This is a genomic window from Cohnella caldifontis (genome assembly GCF_029360585.1).
Lineage (GTDB): Bacteria > Bacillota > Bacilli > Paenibacillales > Paenibacillaceae > Cohnella > Cohnella caldifontis.
Genome location: NZ_JAQZSJ010000008.1, coordinates 98,054 through 119,045, shown reverse-complemented (window position 1 = coordinate 119,045; position 20,992 = coordinate 98,054). Strand labels below are relative to the sequence as shown.

At 62.3% G+C, this 20,992-nt stretch carries 22 protein-coding genes; 7 read left to right on the top strand and 15 right to left on the bottom strand.

Annotated elements, in window-relative coordinates; all coding sequences use genetic code 11:
• Positions 1-8: 8 nt before the first annotated feature.
• Positions 9-401: a potassium channel family protein gene (locus tag PTZ19_RS13435; protein WP_276355229.1), complete on the bottom strand. Its 393-nt coding sequence runs from the start codon at positions 399-401 to the stop codon at positions 9-11.
• Positions 402-501: 100 nt separating this feature from the next.
• Positions 502-2,856: a type IA DNA topoisomerase gene (locus tag PTZ19_RS13430; RefSeq protein ID WP_276355227.1), complete on the bottom strand. Its 2,355-nt coding sequence runs from the start codon at positions 2,854-2,856 to the stop codon at positions 502-504.
• 177 nt (positions 2,857-3,033) lie between these two features.
• Here PTZ19_RS13430 and PTZ19_RS13425 point away from each other — a divergent pair, with 177 nt between their 5' ends.
• Entirely contained in the window at positions 3,034-5,100 is a 2,067-nt protein-coding gene (locus tag PTZ19_RS13425; protein WP_276355224.1) for a molybdopterin-containing oxidoreductase family protein, read from the top strand.
• A gap of 90 nt (positions 5,101-5,190) precedes the next feature.
• Positions 5,191-5,697, top strand: coding sequence for a LysM peptidoglycan-binding domain-containing protein (locus tag PTZ19_RS13420; protein WP_276355222.1), 507 nt, complete (start codon positions 5,191-5,193; stop codon positions 5,695-5,697).
• Positions 5,698-5,888: 191 nt separating this feature from the next.
• Here the strand turns inward: PTZ19_RS13420 and PTZ19_RS13415 are convergent, their stop codons facing one another.
• Both PTZ19_RS13415 and PTZ19_RS13410 read right to left on the bottom strand, forming a co-directional pair.
• Positions 5,889-7,313 (bottom strand): hypothetical protein, encoded by a 1,425-nt coding sequence (locus PTZ19_RS13415; protein WP_276355221.1) that lies wholly within the window; start codon positions 7,311-7,313, stop codon positions 5,889-5,891.
• 202 nt (positions 7,314-7,515) lie between these two features.
• The gene (locus PTZ19_RS13410; RefSeq protein ID WP_276355219.1) at positions 7,516-8,088 is read right to left on the bottom strand and encodes a xanthine phosphoribosyltransferase; all 573 of its coding nucleotides are present in this window, start codon (positions 8,086-8,088) and stop codon (positions 7,516-7,518) included.
• Between the two features lie 197 nt (positions 8,089-8,285).
• Between PTZ19_RS13410 and PTZ19_RS13405 the strand changes: the two genes are divergently transcribed.
• Both PTZ19_RS13405 and PTZ19_RS13400 read left to right on the top strand, forming a co-directional pair.
• The gene (locus PTZ19_RS13405) at positions 8,286-8,504 is read left to right on the top strand and encodes a hypothetical protein (protein ID WP_276355218.1); all 219 of its coding nucleotides are present in this window, start codon (positions 8,286-8,288) and stop codon (positions 8,502-8,504) included.
• Between the two features lie 160 nt (positions 8,505-8,664).
• Entirely contained in the window at positions 8,665-9,108 is a 444-nt protein-coding gene (locus tag PTZ19_RS13400; RefSeq protein ID WP_276355216.1) for a hypothetical protein, read from the top strand.
• Positions 9,109-9,246: 138 nt separating this feature from the next.
• On the opposite strand, the gene PTZ19_RS13395 is transcribed toward PTZ19_RS13400, so the two are convergent.
• Positions 9,247-10,014 (bottom strand): YheC/YheD family protein, encoded by a 768-nt coding sequence (locus PTZ19_RS13395; protein WP_276355214.1) that lies wholly within the window; start codon positions 10,012-10,014, stop codon positions 9,247-9,249.
• A gap of 202 nt (positions 10,015-10,216) precedes the next feature.
• On the opposite strand from PTZ19_RS13395, the gene PTZ19_RS13390 reads away from it, so the two are divergent.
• From PTZ19_RS13390 to PTZ19_RS13380, 3 genes are read left to right on the top strand one after another with little or no spacing between them, the layout of a single operon-like run.
• Positions 10,217-11,518 carry a phenylacetate--CoA ligase family protein gene (locus tag PTZ19_RS13390; protein WP_276355212.1) on the top strand — a complete coding sequence of 434 codons (1,302 nt, stop codon included), beginning with the start codon at positions 10,217-10,219 and terminating at the stop codon, positions 11,516-11,518.
• Between the two features lie 2 nt (positions 11,519-11,520).
• Positions 11,521-12,510: a 2,3-diaminopropionate biosynthesis protein SbnA gene (sbnA, locus tag PTZ19_RS13385; RefSeq protein ID WP_276355210.1), complete on the top strand. Its 990-nt coding sequence runs from the start codon at positions 11,521-11,523 to the stop codon at positions 12,508-12,510.
• The gene (locus PTZ19_RS13380; RefSeq protein ID WP_276355208.1) at positions 12,498-13,463 is read left to right on the top strand and encodes a 2,3-diaminopropionate biosynthesis protein SbnB; all 966 of its coding nucleotides are present in this window, start codon (positions 12,498-12,500) and stop codon (positions 13,461-13,463) included. Before sbnA ends, PTZ19_RS13380 begins: the two co-directional genes overlap by 13 nt.
• Positions 13,464-13,471: 8 nt before the next feature.
• Here the strand turns inward: PTZ19_RS13380 and PTZ19_RS13375 are convergent, their stop codons facing one another.
• The 10 genes from PTZ19_RS13375 to PTZ19_RS13330 form a co-directional block, all read right to left on the bottom strand.
• Positions 13,472-14,401, bottom strand: coding sequence for a type II secretion system F family protein (locus tag PTZ19_RS13375; RefSeq protein WP_276355207.1), 930 nt, complete (start codon positions 14,399-14,401; stop codon positions 13,472-13,474).
• A 2-nt stretch (positions 14,402-14,403) separates the two neighbouring features.
• On the bottom strand, positions 14,404-15,366 hold the full coding sequence (locus PTZ19_RS13370; protein ID WP_276355441.1) for a type II secretion system F family protein: 963 nt from the start codon (positions 15,364-15,366) through the stop codon (positions 14,404-14,406).
• Between the two features lie 13 nt (positions 15,367-15,379).
• Complete coding sequence (locus PTZ19_RS13365; RefSeq protein WP_276355205.1) at positions 15,380-16,819, bottom strand: TadA family conjugal transfer-associated ATPase; 1,440 nt, start codon at positions 16,817-16,819, stop codon at positions 15,380-15,382.
• A 12-nt stretch (positions 16,820-16,831) separates the two neighbouring features.
• Positions 16,832-17,686, bottom strand: coding sequence for a CpaE/TadZ family protein (locus PTZ19_RS13360; RefSeq protein WP_276355203.1), 855 nt, complete (start codon positions 17,684-17,686; stop codon positions 16,832-16,834).
• Complete coding sequence (cpaB, locus tag PTZ19_RS13355; protein WP_276355201.1) at positions 17,683-18,363, bottom strand: Flp pilus assembly protein CpaB; 681 nt, start codon at positions 18,361-18,363, stop codon at positions 17,683-17,685. Before cpaB ends, PTZ19_RS13360 begins: the two co-directional genes overlap by 4 nt.
• 38 nt (positions 18,364-18,401) lie before the next feature.
• Positions 18,402-19,319, bottom strand: a complete 918-nt coding sequence (locus tag PTZ19_RS13350) for a pilus assembly protein TadG-related protein (protein WP_276355197.1) — start codon at positions 19,317-19,319, stop codon at positions 18,402-18,404.
• Between the two features lie 12 nt (positions 19,320-19,331).
• Positions 19,332-19,712 carry a TadE/TadG family type IV pilus assembly protein gene (locus tag PTZ19_RS13345; RefSeq protein WP_276355194.1) on the bottom strand — a complete coding sequence of 127 codons (381 nt, stop codon included), beginning with the start codon at positions 19,710-19,712 and terminating at the stop codon, positions 19,332-19,334.
• Positions 19,709-20,218, bottom strand: a complete 510-nt coding sequence (locus PTZ19_RS13340) for an A24 family peptidase (RefSeq protein WP_276355191.1) — start codon at positions 20,216-20,218, stop codon at positions 19,709-19,711. The genes PTZ19_RS13345 and PTZ19_RS13340 overlap by 4 nt, the downstream gene beginning before the upstream one ends.
• A gap of 156 nt (positions 20,219-20,374) precedes the next feature.
• On the bottom strand, positions 20,375-20,587 hold the full coding sequence (locus PTZ19_RS13335; RefSeq protein WP_276355188.1) for a Flp family type IVb pilin: 213 nt from the start codon (positions 20,585-20,587) through the stop codon (positions 20,375-20,377).
• A 13-nt stretch (positions 20,588-20,600) separates the two neighbouring features.
• Positions 20,601-20,975: a DUF192 domain-containing protein gene (locus tag PTZ19_RS13330; protein WP_276355185.1), complete on the bottom strand. Its 375-nt coding sequence runs from the start codon at positions 20,973-20,975 to the stop codon at positions 20,601-20,603.
• Between the last annotated feature and the right edge of the window lie 17 nt (positions 20,976-20,992).

Genomic DNA, 20,992 nt, shown 5'->3' with positions numbered 1-20,992 from the left:
AGGTTCGTTCAACGCCTTCTTCCCGCGGATTTCCCGTCGGGAGAAGGCGTTTTCGCCGTATCCTCCCGAACGACGTTCGGTTCCCGCGTGCCCAGGATGTGTTTGGCGAGATCGAACAGCAGGCCGAAAAACAGCCCCGTTCCCGCCGCGATGTAGATCATCGTGAACGCTTTCCCGAGCGGGGACTTCGGTTCGAAATCCGGGTGGCCGACCGTGCTTAACGTCGTCACGCAAAAATAGAGGGCGTCCAGCACGGACAGCCCTTCCTCTTTCACGTAAAACAGCGTACCGGACAAAAGCATCAAAGCCACGAGCAGGAAGAGGACCTGGAATTCCTTCTCCCGGAACGCCTTGACGATCCCTTTCAACAGACGTCCAAGCGTGATCGCGAACGAGATCATTGCTGACCTTTCCTTTCCTCCTGGGATCGGCAATCCTATTCTTAGCCAATTACAGGATGTGAACGGAAAGGGCTCTTTATCCCTCGCGAATCCCCGCCTCTCAAATCCGCTCCAGCGCCAACTCGCCCGTCGCCGGGTTTTTCAGGAGCAGCCGGCCTTCGAAGTCCGCGCCGTCCCCGCCTTTGAATTTCAGCTTGGACGTCTTGCCCTTCTCGATCAAGCTGCGGACCATGGCGTCGCTGAGTTCCTTGCCCATGCTGCTCTTCCAGATCACGAAGCCGCAGCCGGAGCGGTACTCGCTGCAGCCGTAGCCTTTGCGGCCCATGAAAATATGGCCTTGGCAGCCCGGCCGGGGACAACGCGCGACCGTGCCGGGCGGCACGCCCGCGGCAGCTGCGGCCGGCGCGGCGCGCTCTGTCCCGGCGACTGCCGCCGTTGCCGAACGTGCCCCTGCGTCGCCGGACCGCCCTCCCTCGGCGCCCGCTGCCCGGCTCGGCGCCGACGCACCCGTTCGCCGGGCTCGCGAGGCGCTTTTGCCTTTCGCGCCGCGAGCCGGCGCGTCGGATTCGAAAGCGGCGCGGGACGCCTGCTGTTGGCCGCGCACCCGCTCCACGATCAGAGCGGCGAACTTCTTCACGTTCTCCATGAATTTGTCCGCCGAGGCTTGCCCCCGCGAGATTTCCGTCAGCCGGCGTTCCCACTGCCCCGTCATTTCCGGGGAAGTGAGCAGCTCCACGCCGGCGCCGCGGATCAGCTCGACGGCGGTCCGGCCTTTGCGGGAGATCATCAGCCGCTTTCCCTGCATCTCGATATAGCCGACCTGCTTGAGGCGCTCGATCGTGGCTGCCCGGGTCGCCGGAGTGCCGAGCCCGGAGTCCTTCATCGCGTCGCGCAGCTCCTCGTCCTCGATCTGCTTGCCCGCGCTCTCCATCGCCTTCAGCAGCGTGCCTTCCGTATACGGCTTGGGAGGCTGCGTTTCCTTTTCCTTCACTTCCGCGTCCGTACAGGCGACCGGCAGAGCCGGGTTCAAGACGAACGGCGTTTCGGTCTCTTCGGCCTCTTCCTCCCGATCCGCCCCCGCTCCTCCTTCGTCCGAATTTTCCTTTTTGCCGCCGCGTTTCCCTTTCCCGTTGCCGCTCCCGTTTTCCGAAGCTTGTCCCGCGTACACGACCTTCCAGCCGTCCGACAGCTTCTCCTTGATCGTCGTTTTGAAGCGCTCGTCCGCCGCCTCCGTGAGAACCGTATGTACCTTGTACTCGGCAGCCGGATAATAGTGGGACAGAAAGCGCCGCACGATCAGATCGTACAGCTTCCGCTCCTCCGGGCTTAACGATCCGGGCTTTTTGAACGTCGGCAGGATGGCGTGGTGGTCTTCGACCTTGGCGGGATTGCATACGTTCCGGTTGCCGGGATGGACGAGGTTCCGGTTCGCCCCCTGCGCCAGCTCGTCGTACTCGGTGCCCCGAAGCGTGCCCAGCACGCGGTGCATTTCGGGGATGTTCTGCTCCGTGACGTAGTTGGAGTTGGTCCGCGGGTAGCTGATGACCTTGTGCTTCTCGTAGAGCGCCTGGGCGAGATCCAGCGTTTTCTTGGCCGAGAAGCCGAACTTGGCGTTGGCGTCCCGCTGCAGCAGCGTGAGGTCGTACAGCTTCCAGGGATACTCCTTCGTATCCTTGACCTCGTAGGACTCGACTTTAGCTGGCGCGCCTTTCGTCTTGTCGGCGATACGCTTCGCTTTCTCCGGGTCGTTCAAGCGGTCGCCTTGCCAGATTCCCCGGTAGACGGTCGCGTCTTGCGCGAAGACGCCGTATACCTCGTAATATTTCTGCGAATCGAAAGATTCGATCTGTTTCTGCCGATCGTAGAGCAGCGCCAACACCGGCGTCTGCACGCGGCCGACGGAGAGCAGCTCCCCGTGTTTCGTCGTGAAGGCGCGGGAGCCGTTCATGCCGATCAGCCAGTCGGCTTCGCTGCGGGAACGGGCCGCGATCGTGAGGTTCGCGTACTCCGCGTCGTCCTTGAGCTGCTCGAAACCTTTGCGGATCGTCTCCGGCGTCAGGTCGGAAATCCACAAGCGTTTGACCGGATGGTTCAGGCGGAGATAGCGCTTGATCAGCGAGAAAATATGCTGCCCTTCGCGCCCGGCGTCGCAAGCGTTCACCAGCTCGCCGCAGCGGGCGGCCAGCTCTTTGATGACGGCGAGCTGATCCTTCGTGCGGGGATTGGGGAGCAGGCGGAAATCGTCCGGGATGATGGGCAGATCGTGCAGGCGCCATTTTTTGTATTTCTCGTCGTAATGGTCCGGTTCGGCCAGCCCGATCAAATGCCCGATCGCCCACGTGACGATATACCGTTCCCCTTCCAGGTAGGAACGTTTATTGACGGCTTTCGGCTCGATGACGGCCGCGATGTTGCGGCCCATGTCCGGTTTTTCGGCGATGACCAATGTTTTCAAATCCCGATTCCTCTCCGATAGGGGGTGCGGATCGTCCGTACGTGTGATACTTTGATTATACTATAACCTCCGGGATTAACGGCGGGAACCTTTAAGAGGGTTAAAGATATGCGCATATAAATATATGCGAATGAATAAGCCCGTCAGAAGGCGGAAAAGCGGGAGAGGGTGCGGAAAATGGCAGAGTCGCCGCGGGAGGAAGTCAGATTCGCGAGGTCGGTGTGTCCTTTGGATTGCCCGGACACCTGCGCGTTGAAAGTGAAAATCGAGGGAGAACGGATCGTCTCCGTGGACGGACACCCGGACCACCCGGTGACGAGAGGCTCGATCTGCAACAAGGTGCGCAACATGCCGGACCGAGTGCATCATCCGGAACGGTTGATGTATCCGTTGCGCCGCGTCGGTCCGAAGGGCTCCGCCGAGCGATCGGCGTTCGAGCGGATCAGCTGGGAGGAAGCATACGGCGAAATCGTCGGCCGGATGAACGAGGCGATCGCGGAATACGGGCCGGAGGCTATCCTACCGTACAGCTTCTATGGAAACATGGGGATCATCAACGCCGAAGGCATGGACCGACGGTTCTTCCACCGCCTGGGGGCGACGCGGCTGGAACGGACGATCTGCAGCGTGGCGGGGGACGTCGGGTACAAGTACACGATGGGCGTCAACACGGGCATCGATCCGGAAAACACGGTGCATGCCAAGCTGATCCTGATCTGGGGCTGCAATATGGTCTCCACCAACATGCATCAGGTCATGTACGCGACGGAGGCCCGCAAGCGGGGCGCGAGAATCGTCCATATCGACGTGCACCGCAACCGGACGTCCGCCTGGGCGGACGAGTTCATCGCCGTTCGGCCGGGCACCGACGCCGCGCTCGCGCTTGGCATCATGCACGTGTTGATCCGGGAAGGACTGACGGACGCCGCGTATATCGCCGAGCATACCGTGGGGTACGAGGAACTGGCGGCTCAGGCCGCGGCGTACTCTCCGGAGCGCGTGGAGGAAATCGCGGGCGTGCCCGCGGATACGGTCATTCGTCTCGCGCGGGAGTACGGCACGGCTTCTCCGGCGTTCATCCGGATCGGAAACGGCCTGCAGCATCACGATAACGGCGGCATGGCCGTGCGCACGATAGCCTGCTTGCCGGCCCTCACCGGCCAATGGCGCGTGAGAGGCGGCGGCGCGATCAAGGGCAACGGGTACTATACTTCCGTTAACGCAATGCGGTTGGAGCGGCCGGATCTCCTGGCGGACAAATCCACGCGCACGGTGAACATGAACCAGCTCGGCAATGCGCTGCTGGATCTGCGGGAACCGCCTGTGAAGCTCCTGTTCGTGTACAACAGCAATCCCGCCGTCGTCGCCCCGGACTCGGGCCGCGTGCGCAAGGGGTTGCTCCGCGAAGACCTGTTCACCGTCGTGCACGACCTGTTCCTGACCGACACGTGCAAATACGCGGACCTCGTGCTCCCGGCGACGAGCCATTTCGAGAATCTCGACTTGTATGCTTCCTACTGGCACTTATATATCCAATTAGGCGAACCGGTCATGGAGCCGATGGGCGAGTGCAAATCGAACTTCACGCTGTTCAAGGAATTGGGGCTTCGAATGGGGTTCGAGCCGGAGGTTTTCGGAATCACGGAAGAGCAGATGATCCGGGAAGCGCTGGATTACCCCGACAACCCGTATTTGGCGGGCATCTCGTTCGAGAGACTGCGGGAGCGGGGCTGGATGAAGGCCGGGCTGCAGGGGCTGTCCTTGTACGATGAGGGGACGGTGCCTACGCCGTCGGGCAAAATCGAGCTGTATTCGGAACGGATGCGTCTGGCCGGACTGTCCCCGGTGCCGGATTACGCGCCCGTCGGCCTCGGGGAAGAGGATTTGCCGTTCTTGCTCGTGGCGGGACCGAACCACGGCTTCCTGAACTCGACTTTCGGCAACCAGGAGAAGCTGAAAAAACTGGAGAAACGGCCCACGCTGCACATGCACCGGGACGATGCTGCCGCCCTGGGCATCGAGAGCGGCGATCGGGTACGGGTCCGCAACGGGCGGGGCGAGATCCGGATCGTCGTCGACGCGGCGGAAAACGTGCTGCCCGGCGTGCTCGTCACGCAAGGATTGTGGTGGGAAGACGGCTACGAGGGCGGGCAGACGGTGAACGCGCTCACTTCGCAGAAGCTGGCGGACATGGGCGGCGGGGCGACGTTTTTCTCCGCCCGCGTCGAGGTTCTTCCTTCATGATCTTGGGAATGCGGAATCGTATAGGCATTCACTCCGGTCCGGGCCTCCGCATAAGCTGAAGAGGAAACCAGATGACAGGAGCGAATGACCATGCCCGTTGCTCCCGGAACCCATGTCGCGTACACGATCGTCCCCGGCGACTCGCTCTACGCGATCGCAGACCGGTTCGGAACCTCCTCGGCGGCGCTGGCCCGGGCGAATGCGCTGTTTCCGCCCGTCGCCGACCCTAACCTTCTCTTTCCCGGCCAGAAGTTGCTGATTCGAACGCCCGGCATGTCGCAGCGAAGCGTCGTTCTCCATCAAGTGGCGCCGGGGGATACGCTCTCGGGAATCGCGGAGCGTTATTCCACGACCGCCGCCAGGCTAGCCTCGCTGAACGCGAATCAGGACACGAGTAACCTGCGCGTCGCGCAGCTGCTGTACGTGCCGGCTTTCGTCTATGAAGTCGAACCCGGGGACTCCCTTTATCTCATTTCCCGCAAGCGCGACGTAACGGTAAGGGAATTGATGTCCGCCAACCGCAACCGTACCGGATTTTCTCCGGATCTGATTTACCCCGGATACCGGTTGATCGTTCCGCAACGAATGGGGGAATGAGAGATAGGTCGCAGGAAAATGCCATAAGAAAACCTTCTATCGAAGTCTTTCGAAAATGAGCGACCGCGTTAAGGCGTAAGTTTTTCCAAGCACAGAAAGTTTTTTTGCGCTTTATTCCTTTTGCGAACTTAAACTTTCCGTAACGGTAAGAAAGCCGGGAGCCGAATCGTGTCGGCCGCCCGGCTTTTCGTTTATCCGAATTGCAAAATCAGCATCGCCCCCAACGTGGTCGCCGCCAGCCCGATCAGCACGGGAATCAGGTTTCTCCGCGCCAGCTCGAACGGGGTGACGCCGCAGATCGCGGCGGCCGGAATCAGCGCCCATGGGATCAACGTGCCCCCGCCGACCCAGATGGCGGCCACTTGGCCGAGCGCCGTCAAAGTGTCGATGCCGCCCGCGGATATCGAGAACATGTGCGCGATCGAGCCGACGAGCGAAATGCCGGAAAATCCCGAGCCGTCCAGCCCCGTGATAGCCCCCGCCGAGGTGAGGGTAACCGCGGCCACGGCGCCGTTCACGGGCACGTGGTTCGCCAGCGCGACCCCCAGGTCGTTCACGATGCCGTGCGATCCTTGCAGGAGTCGGTCGCCGAACAGCTGCGTGAACGCCGAATCGCCGAGGTAGAAGAACGCCGCGATCGGAATGACCGGTCCGAACACCCGGAAGCCGAACTGGAACCCTTCGATCAAATACGAAGTCGTCTCTTCGAGTCCGCGGTTCCGGTGCGCGATCATCGTCACGCCGATCAGGATCAGCACCGCCGTTCCGCCGATCAAGGCAGTGGCGTCCCCGCCCTGCAGCTTGAAGGCGATCATCGCGGCCACGTCCGCCGCGAACAGCAGCCAGATCACGACGGCCAGCGCACGTTTCAGGCCTTTCGGAAGCATCGCCCCCGATCGGACGACGCCGGCCGGCCCCGCGCCGGGCAGCCCGCCTTTACCGGGAGCGCCGACGAGGCCGTTGCGCCAAGTTCCCCGTTTCTGATCCCTCCGCATCATCCAATAAGCGACGGCCGTCGTCACCGCGCCCATGATCAGGACGAGCGGAACGCTGGCTTCCATCACTTGGCTCACCGGAATGCCCGCCGCATCCGCCGTTAACTTGGGCGCTCCTTGAATGATATAGTCGCCCGACAGCGCGATGCCGTGTCCGAACAAATTCATGGCCATCGCCGCGCCGAGCGCGGGCAGCCCGACCCGAAGCGCCACGGGGAGCAGGACCGCCCCGATCAGCGCGACGCCGGGGGAAGGCCAGAAGAACAAAGACACGACCATCATGATCAACCCGATGCCCCAGAACGCCATCGCCGGCGTCCTCAGAAAACGGGTCAGCGGCCGCACCATCGTCTCGTTGATGCCGGTGATGATCAGCACCCGGCTCATCGCCACGATGATCGAAATGATGAAGATGGTCCCCAGCAGCTCTTTCGTCGCGTAAATGAAGCTGTTGAAAATACCCGAGACCGAGGTGCTGAGCGTCTCCGTCGCGATCAAGCCCAACGTGAAAATGCCGGCCACGCACACGAGCGTCGTATCCCGCCGTTTGATCAACACCGCCATGATGAACACGATGAAGGCCAAATAAACCCAGTGCAGCGCCGTCAACTGAACTTCCACCGGGAATCACCTCTCCAAGCCTGCAATGTGGGTGATGCATTGTATGCTTGGAGGAGGTTAGGCGTTCGTACCGGGCAACATGCCGTTTAAGCTCGTTGGGCGCGGGCGTTGCGCATTGGACGTTTGGGCGCATTGGCGGCGTTGGGGCGATTGGAGCGGGAGAGGGTTCGATTTTACGGCCGGTTGCGCACCTGCGGATTCGCTAGTCCGCGAATCTTACGTCGCCGTTTTCCAAAGACGCGATACGGGCTAACGATTCGACGCGGTACCCCGCTTCCGCCAGCTTCGCGTACCCGTTCTGGAACGATTTTTCGATCACGATGCCGATCCCGACCGTCCGAGCCCCGGCGGCTTCGACGATGCGGGCCATGCCGAAGGCGGCTTCGCCGTGCGCCAGGAAGTCGTCGATGATCAGCACGTTCGTACCGGATTCCAGAAACCTGCGGGAGACGGCGACTTGGCTCTCCTGCTGCTTGGTAAAGGAATAAACCGTCTCCACGTACAGGTCGTCCTTCATCGTCAGCGATTTCTGCTTGCGCGCGAAGACGAGCGGAACCTGCAGCTCGAGGGCCGTCATCAGCGCCGGCGCGATGCCGGAAGATTCCAGCGTGAGCACGAGATCGACGCGAACGCCGGAGAACCGCCGCGCGAAGGCTTGTCCGATCTCCTTCATCAATGCGGGGTCGATCCGGTGATTGAGGAACGAATCCACCTTAAGCACCTGATCGCTGAGCACGATCCCCTCCTGCCTGATTTTGTCCTTCAATTTCTGCATGGCGGCTTGCTCCTTCCGGGGTGGAGTTTGTTCCATTATACGGCTGAACCTTGGGAGCCGTCCAAGCATGCGGCGCGACCGCCGTGATCCTGGACCCCGGTCCTCTAGTCATGAAGGTCAGCCTCGGCGGGCGCCGCGATGGAAACCCTCCCGCATATCCGCTACAATGGGAGGATCAAGCTTCCGGAGGTCATTCCATGCCTGCCGTCAACCGACGCCTGATCACCGATTCCGACATGCAGGACGCGATGGACCGCCAAATCGGCATCCGCGTGTTCGAAGACGACCATATCGTCCATTCGGGCGGCTCGATTCTCCGATTCGACGAACGCACGGTGGTGATTCAGGCCGGCGTCAGCGACTTGTCCTACTTCTCCCGCCAATCCTGCGAGTTTTTCGAGCTGAAAAAGCGATAAAGCGACCCTCCTGCCTCAACCGCCTTATTGGTGCTTTGAGAGAAGCCATCCCGTGATTTGTCCGCTTCAGCCACGACTTTTGGCGCTTAGAGCACCGCAATCCCGTGACTTGCCCGTTCCCGCCACGACTTGTGCGCTTAGAGCAGCGCAATCCCGTGACTTGCCCGTTCCCGCCACGACTTTTGCGCTTCGTGCTATGTGGGCGAGGTTCGTACCGCCGTTTGCAGGAGATGGAGGGGGAGTTGAGAAAGAAAGTTTCTTATCTCCACCCTTTGGCGGGATTTCGAAGGGAGTTAAGAAAGAAAGTTTCTTAACTCCACCCTTTGGCGAGATTTCGAAGGGAGTTGAGAAAGAAAGTTTCTTATCTCCAACCTTTGGCGAGATTTCAAAGGGAGTTGAGAAAGAAAGTTTCTTATCTCCAACCTTTGGCGGGATTTCGAAGGGAGTTGAGAAAGAAAGTTTCTTATCTCCACCCTTTGGTGAGATTTCGAAGGGAGTTGAGAAAGAAAGTTTCTTAACCCCACCCTTTGGCGGGATTTCGAAGGGAGTTGAGAAAGAAAGTTTCTTAACCCCACTCCTACACTGGGTTTACGATGGGAGTTAGGAAAGAAACTTACCCCCCTTCCTCCGTCACGGGAACTCCGCACGCGTTGATCCGGAAAGCTCCTTAGCTCCTCCAGCGACGCGACAATCCCCAGCACAACGAAAACAAGACGCCGGACAATGCAGCCGGCGTCTTGTCTCATATGCCTCTTTTCGCTTTCACGCAGTGCAGGCCCCTCTTGATCCCCCAGGGCTTATGGAACTGCATAATGCGGCGCAGCATATGCCGGCTCGGCAGTTTGGTGAAAGGGCACGGATCCGGCCGGGTGTTGGCCTCGAGGACCCAAGGCTTTCCTCGGCGGTCGATGGCGATGTCCAGCCCGATTTCGACGAGACCCGGGTAAGCGGCGTGCAATCGCCGCGCCGCCAGGAGTCCGATCCGGCTCATGCGCCTTCGCAGCCCCGCGCCGTTCGGGATCAGCGCGGATACCGGGTAGATCGTCCCGCCTTGGCTGCCGTTGGTTACGATTTTGCGCGGAGGCGCCACCCGTCCGACCATGCCCGTCACGGTCCAGGGACGGAGCGGCGTCCGCTGCACCATCACCCGGATGTCATATGGACGGCCGCGGTAAGTCGCGAGACGGATCCCCCGCTGCACCAAGTACGGTTTCCGGCGTCCCGCGCGCACGATGGCCGCGTACCCTGCCCCGATGCCGGCAAACCTCATTTTCCGCAATCCGAGTTGGAATCGCAGACCGTTCCCCCGTTTCTCCACCTTCATGACGCCGTTGCCAAGCGACCCGACGACCGGTTTGACGTAAACCATTCCGTATTTCCGCAGCATGCTCTTCAAACTCCGCCGAGTCAGCCGCCGAGTCTCCGGCATGCTGGAAGACAATCCCGGATGCCTTCTCAGCACCTCGTGCTTTCTCCACTTGTCTCCGAAATTCCGAGGATGAGCAGCCATTCCCGCTTCCACTTCCTTTCCTTCACATCATACTCGGCGGCAAAGCTTCGGCGACCCTGGCGGCTGTCCTTGCCGGTCAATCGCCCGGAGCGCGGGGCCGCTTCCAACATATGCTGAACCATATGGCTTGGCATCGCGGCAGAGAAAGCCGGAGCGGAGTCGGCCTGCCCATGCCCCATGCGCGAAAGAGAGGTGCCGAATCGTGAATGACGACGCCATCGTGATCCGAATGGCGCTGGAGACGGCCTCGCGTTTCCCTTGGTACGCGAAGCTGCTGAACGAACGACCGGAGCCGGAAGGCTCCCGGCTGCCGCCGCTTCTTACCGCCCGCCGCTTGGAGCCGTATTACGAATCCGCCCCTCGCGGACTAGCCGCGGGCGTTTCCCTGAACGCCTATTCCACCTCGGGCACCAGTTCGGGCCGGCGCAAAACGATCTATTATTCGCCGGAAGACGAAAGGCAATATATCGAAATCAAAGCGCGGATGTTCGCCGAGTGGCTGGCCGGAGGCGCCTCGTCAGTCAACGGAGAGGATTCCGGCCATCCGGCACGGCACGGTAACGGGATCGAAGGCGGCGAAAGCCGGCCCTTCCGCAAAGTGCTGTCCGACATGGGTACCGGACATGCCGCCGCCACCGCCCCGGAAGTGTTCGAATCGATCGGCCTGGCCTGCGAATCCTTGTCCTTCGAGCTCCCGATCGTCGAACATTTGAAAAAGCTGGAGGCGCTCCGTCCGGACGTGCTGTACACGATGCCCTCCATCCTGGACCGGATCCTCGCCGCGGCCGGGGACGCGTCCCGCTTCGGCATCCGCAGGATCATCCTGGTGGGCGAAATCGCCCCGCCCGCCTGGCAGAGAAAAATCGCCGCCCGGTTCGGCATCCGGGAGACGGATATCCTGGACACCTGCGGCTCCATCGAGATCGGGACGATCGCGGGATACGACCATTCCGTCGGACGTTACGTCTTGGCGGAAGGATTGACCGCGGAATGCGTCTCCGCCGAGGAGCTAGGAGAAAATTTCGACCCGCTCCCGCCGGACGAGAAGGTGCTCGTCTTGACGTCGGAAGTCCGGGAGGCTTTTCCCGCCGTCCGGTACGTAACTTACGACGTCGTGCGGGATTTCCGCACGATGACCGTGCGCGGCGTCCAACGCCAAACGTTCGCGGGGATCGTCAAGCGGATCGGCCCGGAGCTGAAGCACGGCGAAAAAATCAGCTTGTACGATATCGAGGAAGCCGTGCTGCTCCATGCGGACGACGCGGATATCCGGGTCGAAGTGAACGGACGCAAGCTGAGCGTCCGCCTGCGGAGCGCGAAGCTGACCGCGGAAAAGCTGCCGGCCGTCAGGCAGTCCATCGAAGAGAAAATCCCGGCCATCGGGGCGATGATCCGGGGCGGCCTGCTCGACGCCATCGAAGTCGCGCTCGAACTGGTTGCGGGATCCGGCCCTGCGCAAAAAGGCATTAAAACGCGCAAAATCCATTACGGGGAGACGGAATAGCCATGACTTCTTCCTTGCTGTCAGCCATCGGCCGCACCCCGCTCGTACGACTGGCCAACCTGTTCGCGAACGAGCGCGGCATCCGGGTTTACGCCAAGCTGGAAATGCTGAACCCGGGGGGCAGCGCCAAAGACCGGCCGGCCCTCCGCATGCTGACGGAAGCTTGGAAAGACGGACGGCTGGCCCCGGGAGCCACGGTCGTGGAATCCAGCTCGGGCAACACCGCCATCAGCCTGGCGATGATTTGCGCGCAGCTGGGCCTTCGCTTGATCTGCGTCGTCGATCCTCGCACGGCCGGCAACAACCTGGCCATCCTCCAGGCGCTGGGCGCATCCATCGATTATGTGAGAGAACCCGATCCGGACACCGGCGAGTTCCTTCCCGCCCGGATCAACCGGGCCCGGCAGCTGCAAGCGGAAATTCCGGGCGTTTTCTGGACGAACCAATACGGAAACGAGGACAATTGGCGCTCGCACCTGGAGACGATGCAGGAAATCCTGGACGCCGCCGGCCCCGTCGATTACGTCGCGGGCGCCGTCAGCACCTGCGGCACGATGGCCGGCTGCGCCAAGAAAGTACGGGAGCTCGGCCTCCCCACCCGGATCGTCGCGGTCGACTCGGAAGCCAGCGCCATCCTGGGCGAAGGGAAAGGCGTCCGCCGATTCCCGGGCATCGGCGCGGGTATCGTTCCGCCGTTCGGACAGACCCGTTTTTGGGATGAAGCGGTCACGGTATCCGACCGCGAAATGGTGGAAGGGTGCCGGGAGCTGGCGCTGCGGGAAGGCCTCATGGCCGGCCCCTCCTCCGGCGGGGTCATCGCGGCCGTCCGCCGGCTGCTGCCGAAAATGCCGGACGGAGCGGTCTGCGCGCTGATCTTGCATGACCGCGGCGAGCGGTATATGGATACGGTATTTTCGGACGAGTGGGTAAACCGGCAATTCGGAGATGTCGAGAGTCACGATAAGGAGGATGAAACAGGGTGCTCGTCCTGAACGACGGCCAAATCCGTTCGCTCGGTTTCCGGTGGCCGGAACTCGCGGACCGCATCGAACGCGCGGTGCGCGTCCTGGACAACGGGGATTTCGCGCAGCCGATCAAACCTTACTTGCGTTACCGGGATCCCCGCAACCGCATCATCGCCATGCCGGCTTTTCTGGGCGGGGAGTTCGATATGGCCGGGATCAAATGGATCGCCAGTTTCCCCGGCAACCTGGAGCTCGGCCTCCCCCGCGCGCACGGCGTCATCGTGCTGAACCGCGCGGACACCGGCCAGCCGACCGCCATCCTGGCCGGAGGAGCGCCCAACCTGCTGCGGACGGCCGCGGTCAGCGGGCTTATGCTGCGCCGCTGGCTGGAAACCCGCCCGGAAGCCGCTCCGCTGCGGATCGCGATTTTCGGCTGGGGGCCCATCGGCCGGGCCCACTTCGACATGTGCGCCAGCTTGTTCGGCGACCGAATCGGCCGATTCCTGCTGCACGATCCGAGAGGGGTCGAGGCCGCGTCCATTCCGCAAGCGTGGCGAGACCGTACGGACATCGTCCCCGAGTGGCAGGAAGCATACGGCGGCTGCAACGTCTGCATCACCTGCACGGTAGCGGACCGCCGATATATTGATCGGCCGCCCGCGGACGGCGCCTTGCTGCTGAACGTCTCGCTCCGCGACTACCGCATCGAGGCGTTGCGCTCCCTTCAGGCCATCGTCGTGGACGATTGGGAAGAAGTATGCCGCGAGAACACGGACATCGAGCTGCTGCATCGCGAGAACGGGCTGTTGCCTGCCGGGACCGCATCGATCGCCGACGTGGTGTGCCGCGACGCCTTGCGCGGATGGGATCCGGCAGAACCCGTCCTGTTCTGTCCGATGGGCATGGCCGTCTTCGATCTGGCGGTAGCCGGGTATTTAGCCGGACTGGCCCGGCAAGCCGGCGTCGGAACGGAAATCTGACGCGTTCCTCACAGCCCCGTGAAAGCCTGGACGAACTGGATGATCGCCGGGCCGAGCAGCACGATGAACAAGCTGGGGAAAATGAACAGCACGAGCGGGAACAGCATTTTGATCGGCGCCTTCATCGCTTCTTCCTCCGCCCGTTGGCGCCGCTGCTCCCGCACCTCTTGGGATTGGACGCGCAGCACTTGCACCATGCCGATCCCCAGCTTCTCCGCCTGGAGAATGCTGCCGATCAGCACTTTCAGCTCGTCCAGCACCACCCGGTCCCGGACGCCGGACAACGCTTCGCGCCGGGTTTTGCCTAGCCGGATCTCCTCCAGGCAGCGCCGGAATTCCCCGGGCAGGACGCCCTCCTTGCGGGAGACCAGCTTGCTGAGGGCCGCGTCGAAGCCCAGTCCGGCTTCCAGGCTGACGGTGAGCAGATCGAGCACGTCGGGCAGCTCCCGAAGAGCCAGCCGGCTTCTCGACCGGGACTTCAGCTTGAGATAATAACCCGGCAGCCAGAACGCGCCGAGCGCGCCGATCAACCCGAGCAGGATGCCGGCGCCGATGCCGGCATCCAATACATAGCCGTATGCCAGTCCGATCCCCGGCAGCAGCACCGCCAGCGTTAGCTGCAGCAGCCGGAAATCGACCGGCGTCATGCGGAAAGGCTGCCCGGCCTGCAGCAGACGTTTTTCGATCCGGGCTTTTTTGCCTTCCTCCATCCTGCGGCTGAACAGCTTGCGGAACCCGCTCCAGACCGGCTGGAAGACGCGCCCCCGCAGCGGCTCATCGGGGCCGCCTTCCGCCGCGGGCCCGCCCGCGGCTGCCGCCTCCGGCACCCCCGTGATATGGGCCAGCCTGCGTTTTAACCGTTTGGCCCGTTCCTCCCGGACGACGAACAGCGAATACAGCGTAAGCGTAACCGTCATGCAGAACGCCGCGTAGAGCATGCTCACACCTCGATCGTCGTGATTTTGCGGATCAGCAGGAACCCGATGAAGCCGGAGAAGAGCCCGCCGGCCACCATGCCGATGCCGATCGGGTTATGGAACAAGGTGCCGATATACTTGGGCTCGATGAAATACAGGATGATCGCCAGCGCGAACGGCAGCAGGCCGATGACGGTGCCCGACATTCTTCCCTGGGCGGTAAGCGTCGACACCTGCCGCTGGATGCGGGCGCGGTCGCGGATCGTCTGCACGATCGTCTCCAGCACGACCGCCAGGTTGCCGCCGATCTGCCGCTGGATCAGGATCGCCTGGATCATCAGGTTCAAATCCTCGCTGGGCATCCGTTCCTTCCATTCCCCCAGCGCGTCCTCCATCGTCGCGCCGTACTGCATGTCTTTAAGCACCGTTTCGGCTTCCTCGCGGATCGGGCCTTCCGACTCGTCGGCCACCGTCCGAAGCGCCTGGGCGAAGCTGAACCCGGCCCGCAAGGATCCGATGATCGTCGTGAGCATGTCCAGCAACCCCTCTTCGAACGCCTTCATCCGCGCTTTCCGCTTCCGGTCGATCCATAGGCGCGGAAACGCGAATCCGGCCGCCGCCCCCAGCGCGAGCAGCAGCGCTTCGTCCGAGATCAGATAAAACAAGCCGGCGCCGAGCGCGGTGCAGATCCACTGGAACAGCACGTACTCTTCGGGTTTCAGCGGAACTCCGGACAAGCTCAGCATTTTCTCCAGCCGCCCGCTCCGTTTTTTCGTCAGCACCTTCTCCCGCACGGCTTGCTTGTACAATCGCAGCTGCACGAGCCAATCGAGCTTCTTGCGTCCCAGTTTCTGCCTGTCGTTCAGCGCGAGGAACCGTTTCATCCGTTTTTCCATCCGCTTGTCCGACTGGAACAGCAGGCCGAGCACCGCCGCAAACAGCAGGAAGGCGCTCGCCAGGACCATCCCGGTCATCACCCAGGTCATCAAGGTCACGGGCTCAACCCTCCTCCTCGATGAACACGGAGGCGGGGATGTGGATGCCGGACGTTTCCAGCCGCTCGTAGAACCGGGGCCGCACGCCCGTCGGCACGAGCTTGCCGGCGATCCGGCCCGCCTCGTCCACCCCTGTCTGCCGGAACGAGAAAATATCCTGCAGCACGATCACGTCCCCCTCCATACCCTGCACTTCCGTAATGTTCGTGATTTTGCGCGAGCCGTCCCGCAGCCTCGACTGCTGGATGATCAAATCGACGGCGCCCGCGATCTGTTCGCGGATCGCCTTGACCGGCAACTCGATGCCGGCCATGAGCACCATCGTCTCGAGACGGGCGATCATGTCGCGCGGGCTGTTGGAGTGGCCCGTGGCGAGCGAGCCGTCGTGGCCCGTGTTCATCGCCTGCAGCATGTCGAGCGCCTCGCCGCCCCGCACCTCCCCGATCACGATGCGCTCCGGCCGCATCCGCAGGGAGTTGCGCACGAGGTCGCGGATCGTGACCGCGCCCCGTCCTTCGATGTTCGGCGGCCTGGATTCCAGCGATACGACGTGCTCCTGCCACAGCTGCAGCTCCGCCGCGTCCTCGATCGTCACGATGCGCTCGTCGCTCGGAATGAACGAGGACAGCACGTTGAGCGTGGTCGTTTTGCCCGACCCGGTGCCCCCCGAGACGAAAATGTTCAAGCGGGCTTTCACGCAGGCTTCGAGGAAAATGGCCATGTCACGCGTCAGCGTCCCGAAGCCGATCAGATCGTCGATCGTGAACGGGTCTTTGGAAAATTTCCGGATCGTGATGGACGGGCCTTTGAGCGACAGCGGCGGGATGATGACGTTCACCCGCGACCCGTCGGGCAGCCGCGCGTCCACCATCGGGCTGCTCTCGTCCACGCGGCGTCCGATCGGCGACACGATTTTGTCGATGATGTTCATGACGTGCTCGTCGTCGCGGAACTGGACATGCGTCAGCTCCAGCCGTCCGCCTCGTTCGACGTACACCTGGTGCGGACCGTTCACCATCACCTCGCTGATTTCCTCGTCGAGCAGCAGCGGGTTGATCGGCCCGTATCCCGTCAGTTCGTGAATCAGTTCTTCGACCGCTTTCTTGCGGTCCACTTTGCCGCGGAGCGACTCGTCCTCCTGGATGATCTGCACGGCCATCGCGTCGATTTTCGGCAGGATGTTCTCGACGGGCTCGTCCTTCAAATCGTTCAAAATCTGCTTATGCAGCTTGTTCTTCAATTCCTGGTGCTTGGACAGCGGAGCCGAATGGGCTTTCGCCTTGGCGTCGTGCCCGCGGATGTGGCGGAACGCCGTCAGCAGGTCCTTCTTCGGCTTCGCCTGCCGCGCCGCTTCCTCCGGTTCGGCGGCGCCCGCGGCGGCAGAGGCGGCCGTCTCCGGCGGCTCATGGCCGGCCCGGGCTTGGATTTTGTCCAGCAGACTCATGGCAGGGCCTCCCTAGAAAAGCGATGTGATGTTTTTCGACGTCTTGTGCAGCAATGACTGCAGGAATGAGCCCGACTTGGGCTTGAATACCGAGATTTCCCGCCGGATGACGAGCTGCTCGGCCCATTTGAACAGCGCTTTGGCCAGCTCGGTCTTGGCCTGGTTCTGGACGAACGGGATGCCGGTGTTGAGCGACTGCGTGGCCAGCTGCCATTCGTTCGGCACGAACAGGGACGTCTCATAGCCCAGAATGTCGGGCACGTCGCCGGCCTTGATGACGCTGTCCATCGTCGCCCGGTTGACGACCAGCTGCGTCTTGTGCCGGTAGCCGAGCACCTCCAGCGTCTCGAGCATCAGCTTCGTGTTCTTGATGGCGCTCATCTCCAGCGTGGTCAGCACGAAAATCTGGTCCGCCTTCTCGATGAACTGGAGCGTCTGCTCCTGCAGCCCGGGGCCGGTATCGACGACCAGGTAATCGGTCTGGGCCATCAACAGGTCGCATACCTTCTCGATCACCGCGGGCGTCACGAGATCCGCGTACTCGGGCCGCTCCGGCGCCGCGAGCGTCTTCACCCCGCTCCCGTGATGGATCAGGAAGCCGCTCAGCGCGTAACGGTCCATCTCGCCCAAGCTCTCTACCACGTCCTTGATCGTGAAGGTCGGATGCAGGTCCAAGGCCAGCGCGACGTCCCCGAACTGGAAATTGCCGTCGAGCAGGCCGACCTGCACGTTCTTCTTCGTCAGGGCGACGGCCAGGTTGACGGCCATGATCGTGCGGCCGATGCCGCCTTTCGCGCTGCAGACGGCGATCATTTCCCCGCGCTTGGGGGCCGATCCGCTCCCCTCCGGAAGGCGCGCTTCGCTCATGGCTCGCTCCCTCCGTCCTCCTGCACGATACGGCTGTGCAGCATGAGGCTGACCGGCCCTTTCTCATCGGAATTGACCACCTTCACGCCGTCTTCCGGTTTGACTTCCAAGGTGACGGACGCGTATTCCACGTACGGGGTCGTTGCGTCCGCTTCCACCATCCGGCGGCCGATCGCCAGCACCCGAACGTTCTCGAGCAGGATCCGGGACTCGGTCGTTCCGCTTTCCTTGTTCGACTCCGTGGTCACGAGATCGACGTAATCGTCCGGTTCGATCAAGTTGGACACCGACTGCACGAGGTTGACGCCGAGGGAGACGGCCCGGTAGCCTTCCCGGATTTTCTTGGAGACGAACATCGCTTCTTCTTTCTGGTCTTTCAAGTGATTCGCGAGCAGCACCTCGCCGGCCGCCAGATCGCTGGCCGCCAGTTTGCCCGCCGCCAAGGCGGGATCCTTGATGGTCGAAGGATGCACGGCATTGGCCGGAATCCGGACGATTAGCAGCATGTCGCCCGTGATTTTCGTGTTTTCCTTGATCTCCTGCTTCGCCGCCGCTACCTGAACGAACGTCTCGCTCGCGGCGGCCGCGGCGTCGTATTTTTTCATGTAGTCGAAAAACAGCACCGTCGTGGCGATCCCCATCAGGAGAGCGGCCAGCAGTATCAATTTGGATCTCATCGGTTTCACCCGTCCTGCCCGTTATGGTATCGGCCTGGTTATTCGATCAACCGGATCGCGTAGGCGCCTTTGACGTCGGCTCCCGGCTGCGCGTATCCCGTTCCCGTCCGCTCGATGAACATGCCCGTGATGGACGTGTCTTTGCTCGACATGGGCTCCGCGATGTAGAAATAGGCGAAACCGGTCACTTGGATTTGCTTCAGCTGGTTGGAAGTTTGATTATACGGTCGGTAAACGGGAATGAGGATGACCCGAGGGGAGTCCCGGTGGGAATAATCCCCCGACGGATAAGGATCCGAATCGATTCTCCACTGGATGCCGTCCCGCGTCTTGCCGGCGATATTCCCCGTTTGCGTGTCGATGATGTCGCCGAGTTTGATTTCGCTCTGGTATCCGTATCTCAGGTTGCTCTCGTACGTCGAAGCGCCGGGACCGCCAAGGGCCAGGACGCCGAAATAGCCGGCTTCCACGCCGGAACTGTCGACTTTGAGCTTGTACGTCTTGTTGAACTCGAGCGGAATCGACTCGTCGATTCCGAGGGGCGCCACTCCTTCTGCCGAGCCCATCGGGGAGATCCGGGCCGCGGCTTCCGCTTCCACCGTGGCCTCTTCCTTGCCCAGAAGCCGGCTGAACCCCAGCGGGACCTTCTTGCGCAAATGAACGCGAAGCGAGTCCCCCATCTTCACGTCTTCCATGGTTAAGTCGGCTTGCTCCCCATGTTTCGCCAAAATTTCTTCCACGACGGAACGAACGTCCGTCTCTTCGCCGGTCAACTCCTGGGCCCCGGAAAGCGCCGCCGCGTTGGCGGCTTTCTGGAGATGGCTTTTGGCGGCGTACATTGCGCCTCCGTCCATGACCAGGCCCGTTGCCGTCAGCATCAGCAGGAGGGCCAGACCGACGAGTACGGCCGCGTTGCCGCGCTCGTCGCGCAGCCAGGCTGCCGCGAATCGTTTCAACCGCGTTCCCTCCTATTCCACCCGAATCGTCGAGTCCGCCGAAAGGACCGGAGCCGGCAGGATTTGCCCGATAACCGGGGTGATCAGGGGCAAGGCGTACGTCAGCTTGACGGTCACGTCCTGGCCGGATTTCCGCTGCGTGTCCCGAGGCGAGATCGTGACGTCGAGCGTCGAGGAGCTGCCCACCCGGACATGGCTTCGGGCGTAGCTGACGATCGCGGCGTCGGTGCGCCCCAGACCGCCGAGCCGCACCGCCTCCTGCGCCGTCATGTTCAGGCTGACGAAGGCGAACAGAAGCCGCCCCAAATCGACGATCCCGCAGATCAGCAGCAGTAGCAGCGGAAGCAGCAGGGCGAATTCCACGAGCGACTGCCCTTTCTGCTCCCGGATCATGCCGCTCCCCATCCTTCCAGCGCCCAACATAAGACCGCCCCTCCCGCAATCGCCACGCCGTACGGATACGTGACCGCCTCGGCGGCCCCGCGGCTCGGGCTCGGCCATATTCTCAAGCGCAGGCACAAGAGCCATAACCCCCACTGACGGATCCGGGACCGCACCCCCCCGTAGCGCAGCATGACGCCCAGCGCCAGCACGGCGCCGATCGCCGCCATGCAGAAGGACGCCGCAAGCACGAATGCCGCGCCCTTCAAGGCCCCCACCACCGCCAGCAGCTTCACGTCCCCCGCGCCCATTCCCCCGAGCAAATACGGGATCAGCAGGATGCCCAACCCGGCGGCGAATCCGAGCAGCCCGTCCGCCAGTTCCGGCCAGCCTCCCAAGGCGACCCGGAGGATCAAGGCGGCAGCGAGCGCGGGAAATACGACGGCGTTGTAAATTTTACGGCTTTTCAAATCGGTGGCGGCGCATATCGCCGACACCGACAACAGAACGGCATTCATCCACACAGGAATCCCTCCTGTAATCGGGAGATCGACGGAGTCGAACTCTCCCCTTACGCCCGAGGCGGCATGGGCCGCAAGCGTCCCTGACGGAAAAGCAAAGCCATACGCGGATCACGTATGGCTCTGTTTTTCTCTATTCGCGCTTTCCGATCCTCACGGCGCCGGGGACGGGGACGGGGTCGTGCCCATCTGCGTCACGCCGTCGCCGACCGTTTTTTCGGCGTTGTTGAACAGGGAAATGATATGCCCGCGCAGCAGCACCAGAGCAGCCACGACCGCCACGGCGATCAGCCCCAGCACCAAGCCGTACTCCGTCATGCCTTGTCCTTGCTCTTCCTTGATCAGTCCAGCCAGTTTGTTCATCATTTTCGGTTCCTCCTCAAATGTGGGTGTTGGGCGTTTCCTCATCCGATGGTTCGAATACGGCGGTTTGTCCGACCTGCACTTCCGCCCGTTCCAGCGTGCCCGCCGGCAGCTCCACGACGGAGCGGGTACCCCGGAACGATACGCCCAGGTTTCCCGGTTTCAGTTCCCGTTCCATCCCGACGATCCGTCCGTCCGAATCGAGATGAAGCACGTCGATCGGATACTTCATCAGGAAAGAATGCACGGCACGGCACGGCGCGAGATGCAGCCCCGCGCCCTCCGGCAGCGAATCCGTCAGCATCAGGCCGCGAAACCTGCGCAGGAACGTATCCGCCCGGCCGATCCGATTCCCCAGCCGGCGGCCGCTTTCGCGGATCACCAGCATCATGAAGACCCACACCCCCT

Excerpts from the sequence above, each read along its gene's own strand:
- PTZ19_RS13435 (WP_276355229.1), bottom strand. The coding sequence starts at position 401 with ATGATCTCGTTCGCGATCACGCTTGGACGTCTGTTGAAAGGGATCGTC.
- PTZ19_RS13425 (WP_276355224.1), top strand. The coding sequence starts at position 3,034 with ATGGCAGAGTCGCCGCGGGAGGAAGTCAGATTCGCGAGGTCGGTGTGT.
- PTZ19_RS13420 (WP_276355222.1), top strand. The coding sequence starts at position 5,191 with ATGCCCGTTGCTCCCGGAACCCATGTCGCGTACACGATCGTCCCCGGC.
- PTZ19_RS13410 (WP_276355219.1), bottom strand. The coding sequence starts at position 8,088 with ATGCAGAAATTGAAGGACAAAATCAGGCAGGAGGGGATCGTGCTCAGC.
- PTZ19_RS13405 (WP_276355218.1), top strand. The coding sequence starts at position 8,286 with ATGCCTGCCGTCAACCGACGCCTGATCACCGATTCCGACATGCAGGAC.
- PTZ19_RS13395 (WP_276355214.1), bottom strand. The coding sequence starts at position 10,014 with ATGGCTGCTCATCCTCGGAATTTCGGAGACAAGTGGAGAAAGCACGAG.
- sbnA (WP_276355210.1), top strand. The coding sequence starts at position 11,521 with ATGACTTCTTCCTTGCTGTCAGCCATCGGCCGCACCCCGCTCGTACGA.
- PTZ19_RS13375 (WP_276355207.1), bottom strand. The coding sequence starts at position 14,401 with ATGCTCTACGCGGCGTTCTGCATGACGGTTACGCTTACGCTGTATTCG.
- PTZ19_RS13370 (WP_276355441.1), bottom strand. The coding sequence starts at position 15,366 with ATGACCTGGGTGATGACCGGGATGGTCCTGGCGAGCGCCTTCCTGCTG.
- PTZ19_RS13365 (WP_276355205.1), bottom strand. The coding sequence starts at position 16,819 with ATGAGTCTGCTGGACAAAATCCAAGCCCGGGCCGGCCATGAGCCGCCG.
- PTZ19_RS13360 (WP_276355203.1), bottom strand. The coding sequence starts at position 17,686 with ATGAGCGAAGCGCGCCTTCCGGAGGGGAGCGGATCGGCCCCCAAGCGC.
- cpaB (WP_276355201.1), bottom strand. The coding sequence starts at position 18,363 with ATGAGATCCAAATTGATACTGCTGGCCGCTCTCCTGATGGGGATCGCC.
- PTZ19_RS13345 (WP_276355194.1), bottom strand. The coding sequence starts at position 19,712 with ATGATCCGGGAGCAGAAAGGGCAGTCGCTCGTGGAATTCGCCCTGCTG.
- PTZ19_RS13340 (WP_276355191.1), bottom strand. The coding sequence starts at position 20,218 with ATGAATGCCGTTCTGTTGTCGGTGTCGGCGATATGCGCCGCCACCGAT.
- PTZ19_RS13335 (WP_276355188.1), bottom strand. The coding sequence starts at position 20,587 with ATGATGAACAAACTGGCTGGACTGATCAAGGAAGAGCAAGGACAAGGC.
- PTZ19_RS13330 (WP_276355185.1), bottom strand. The coding sequence starts at position 20,975 with ATGATGCTGGTGATCCGCGAAAGCGGCCGCCGGCTGGGGAATCGGATC.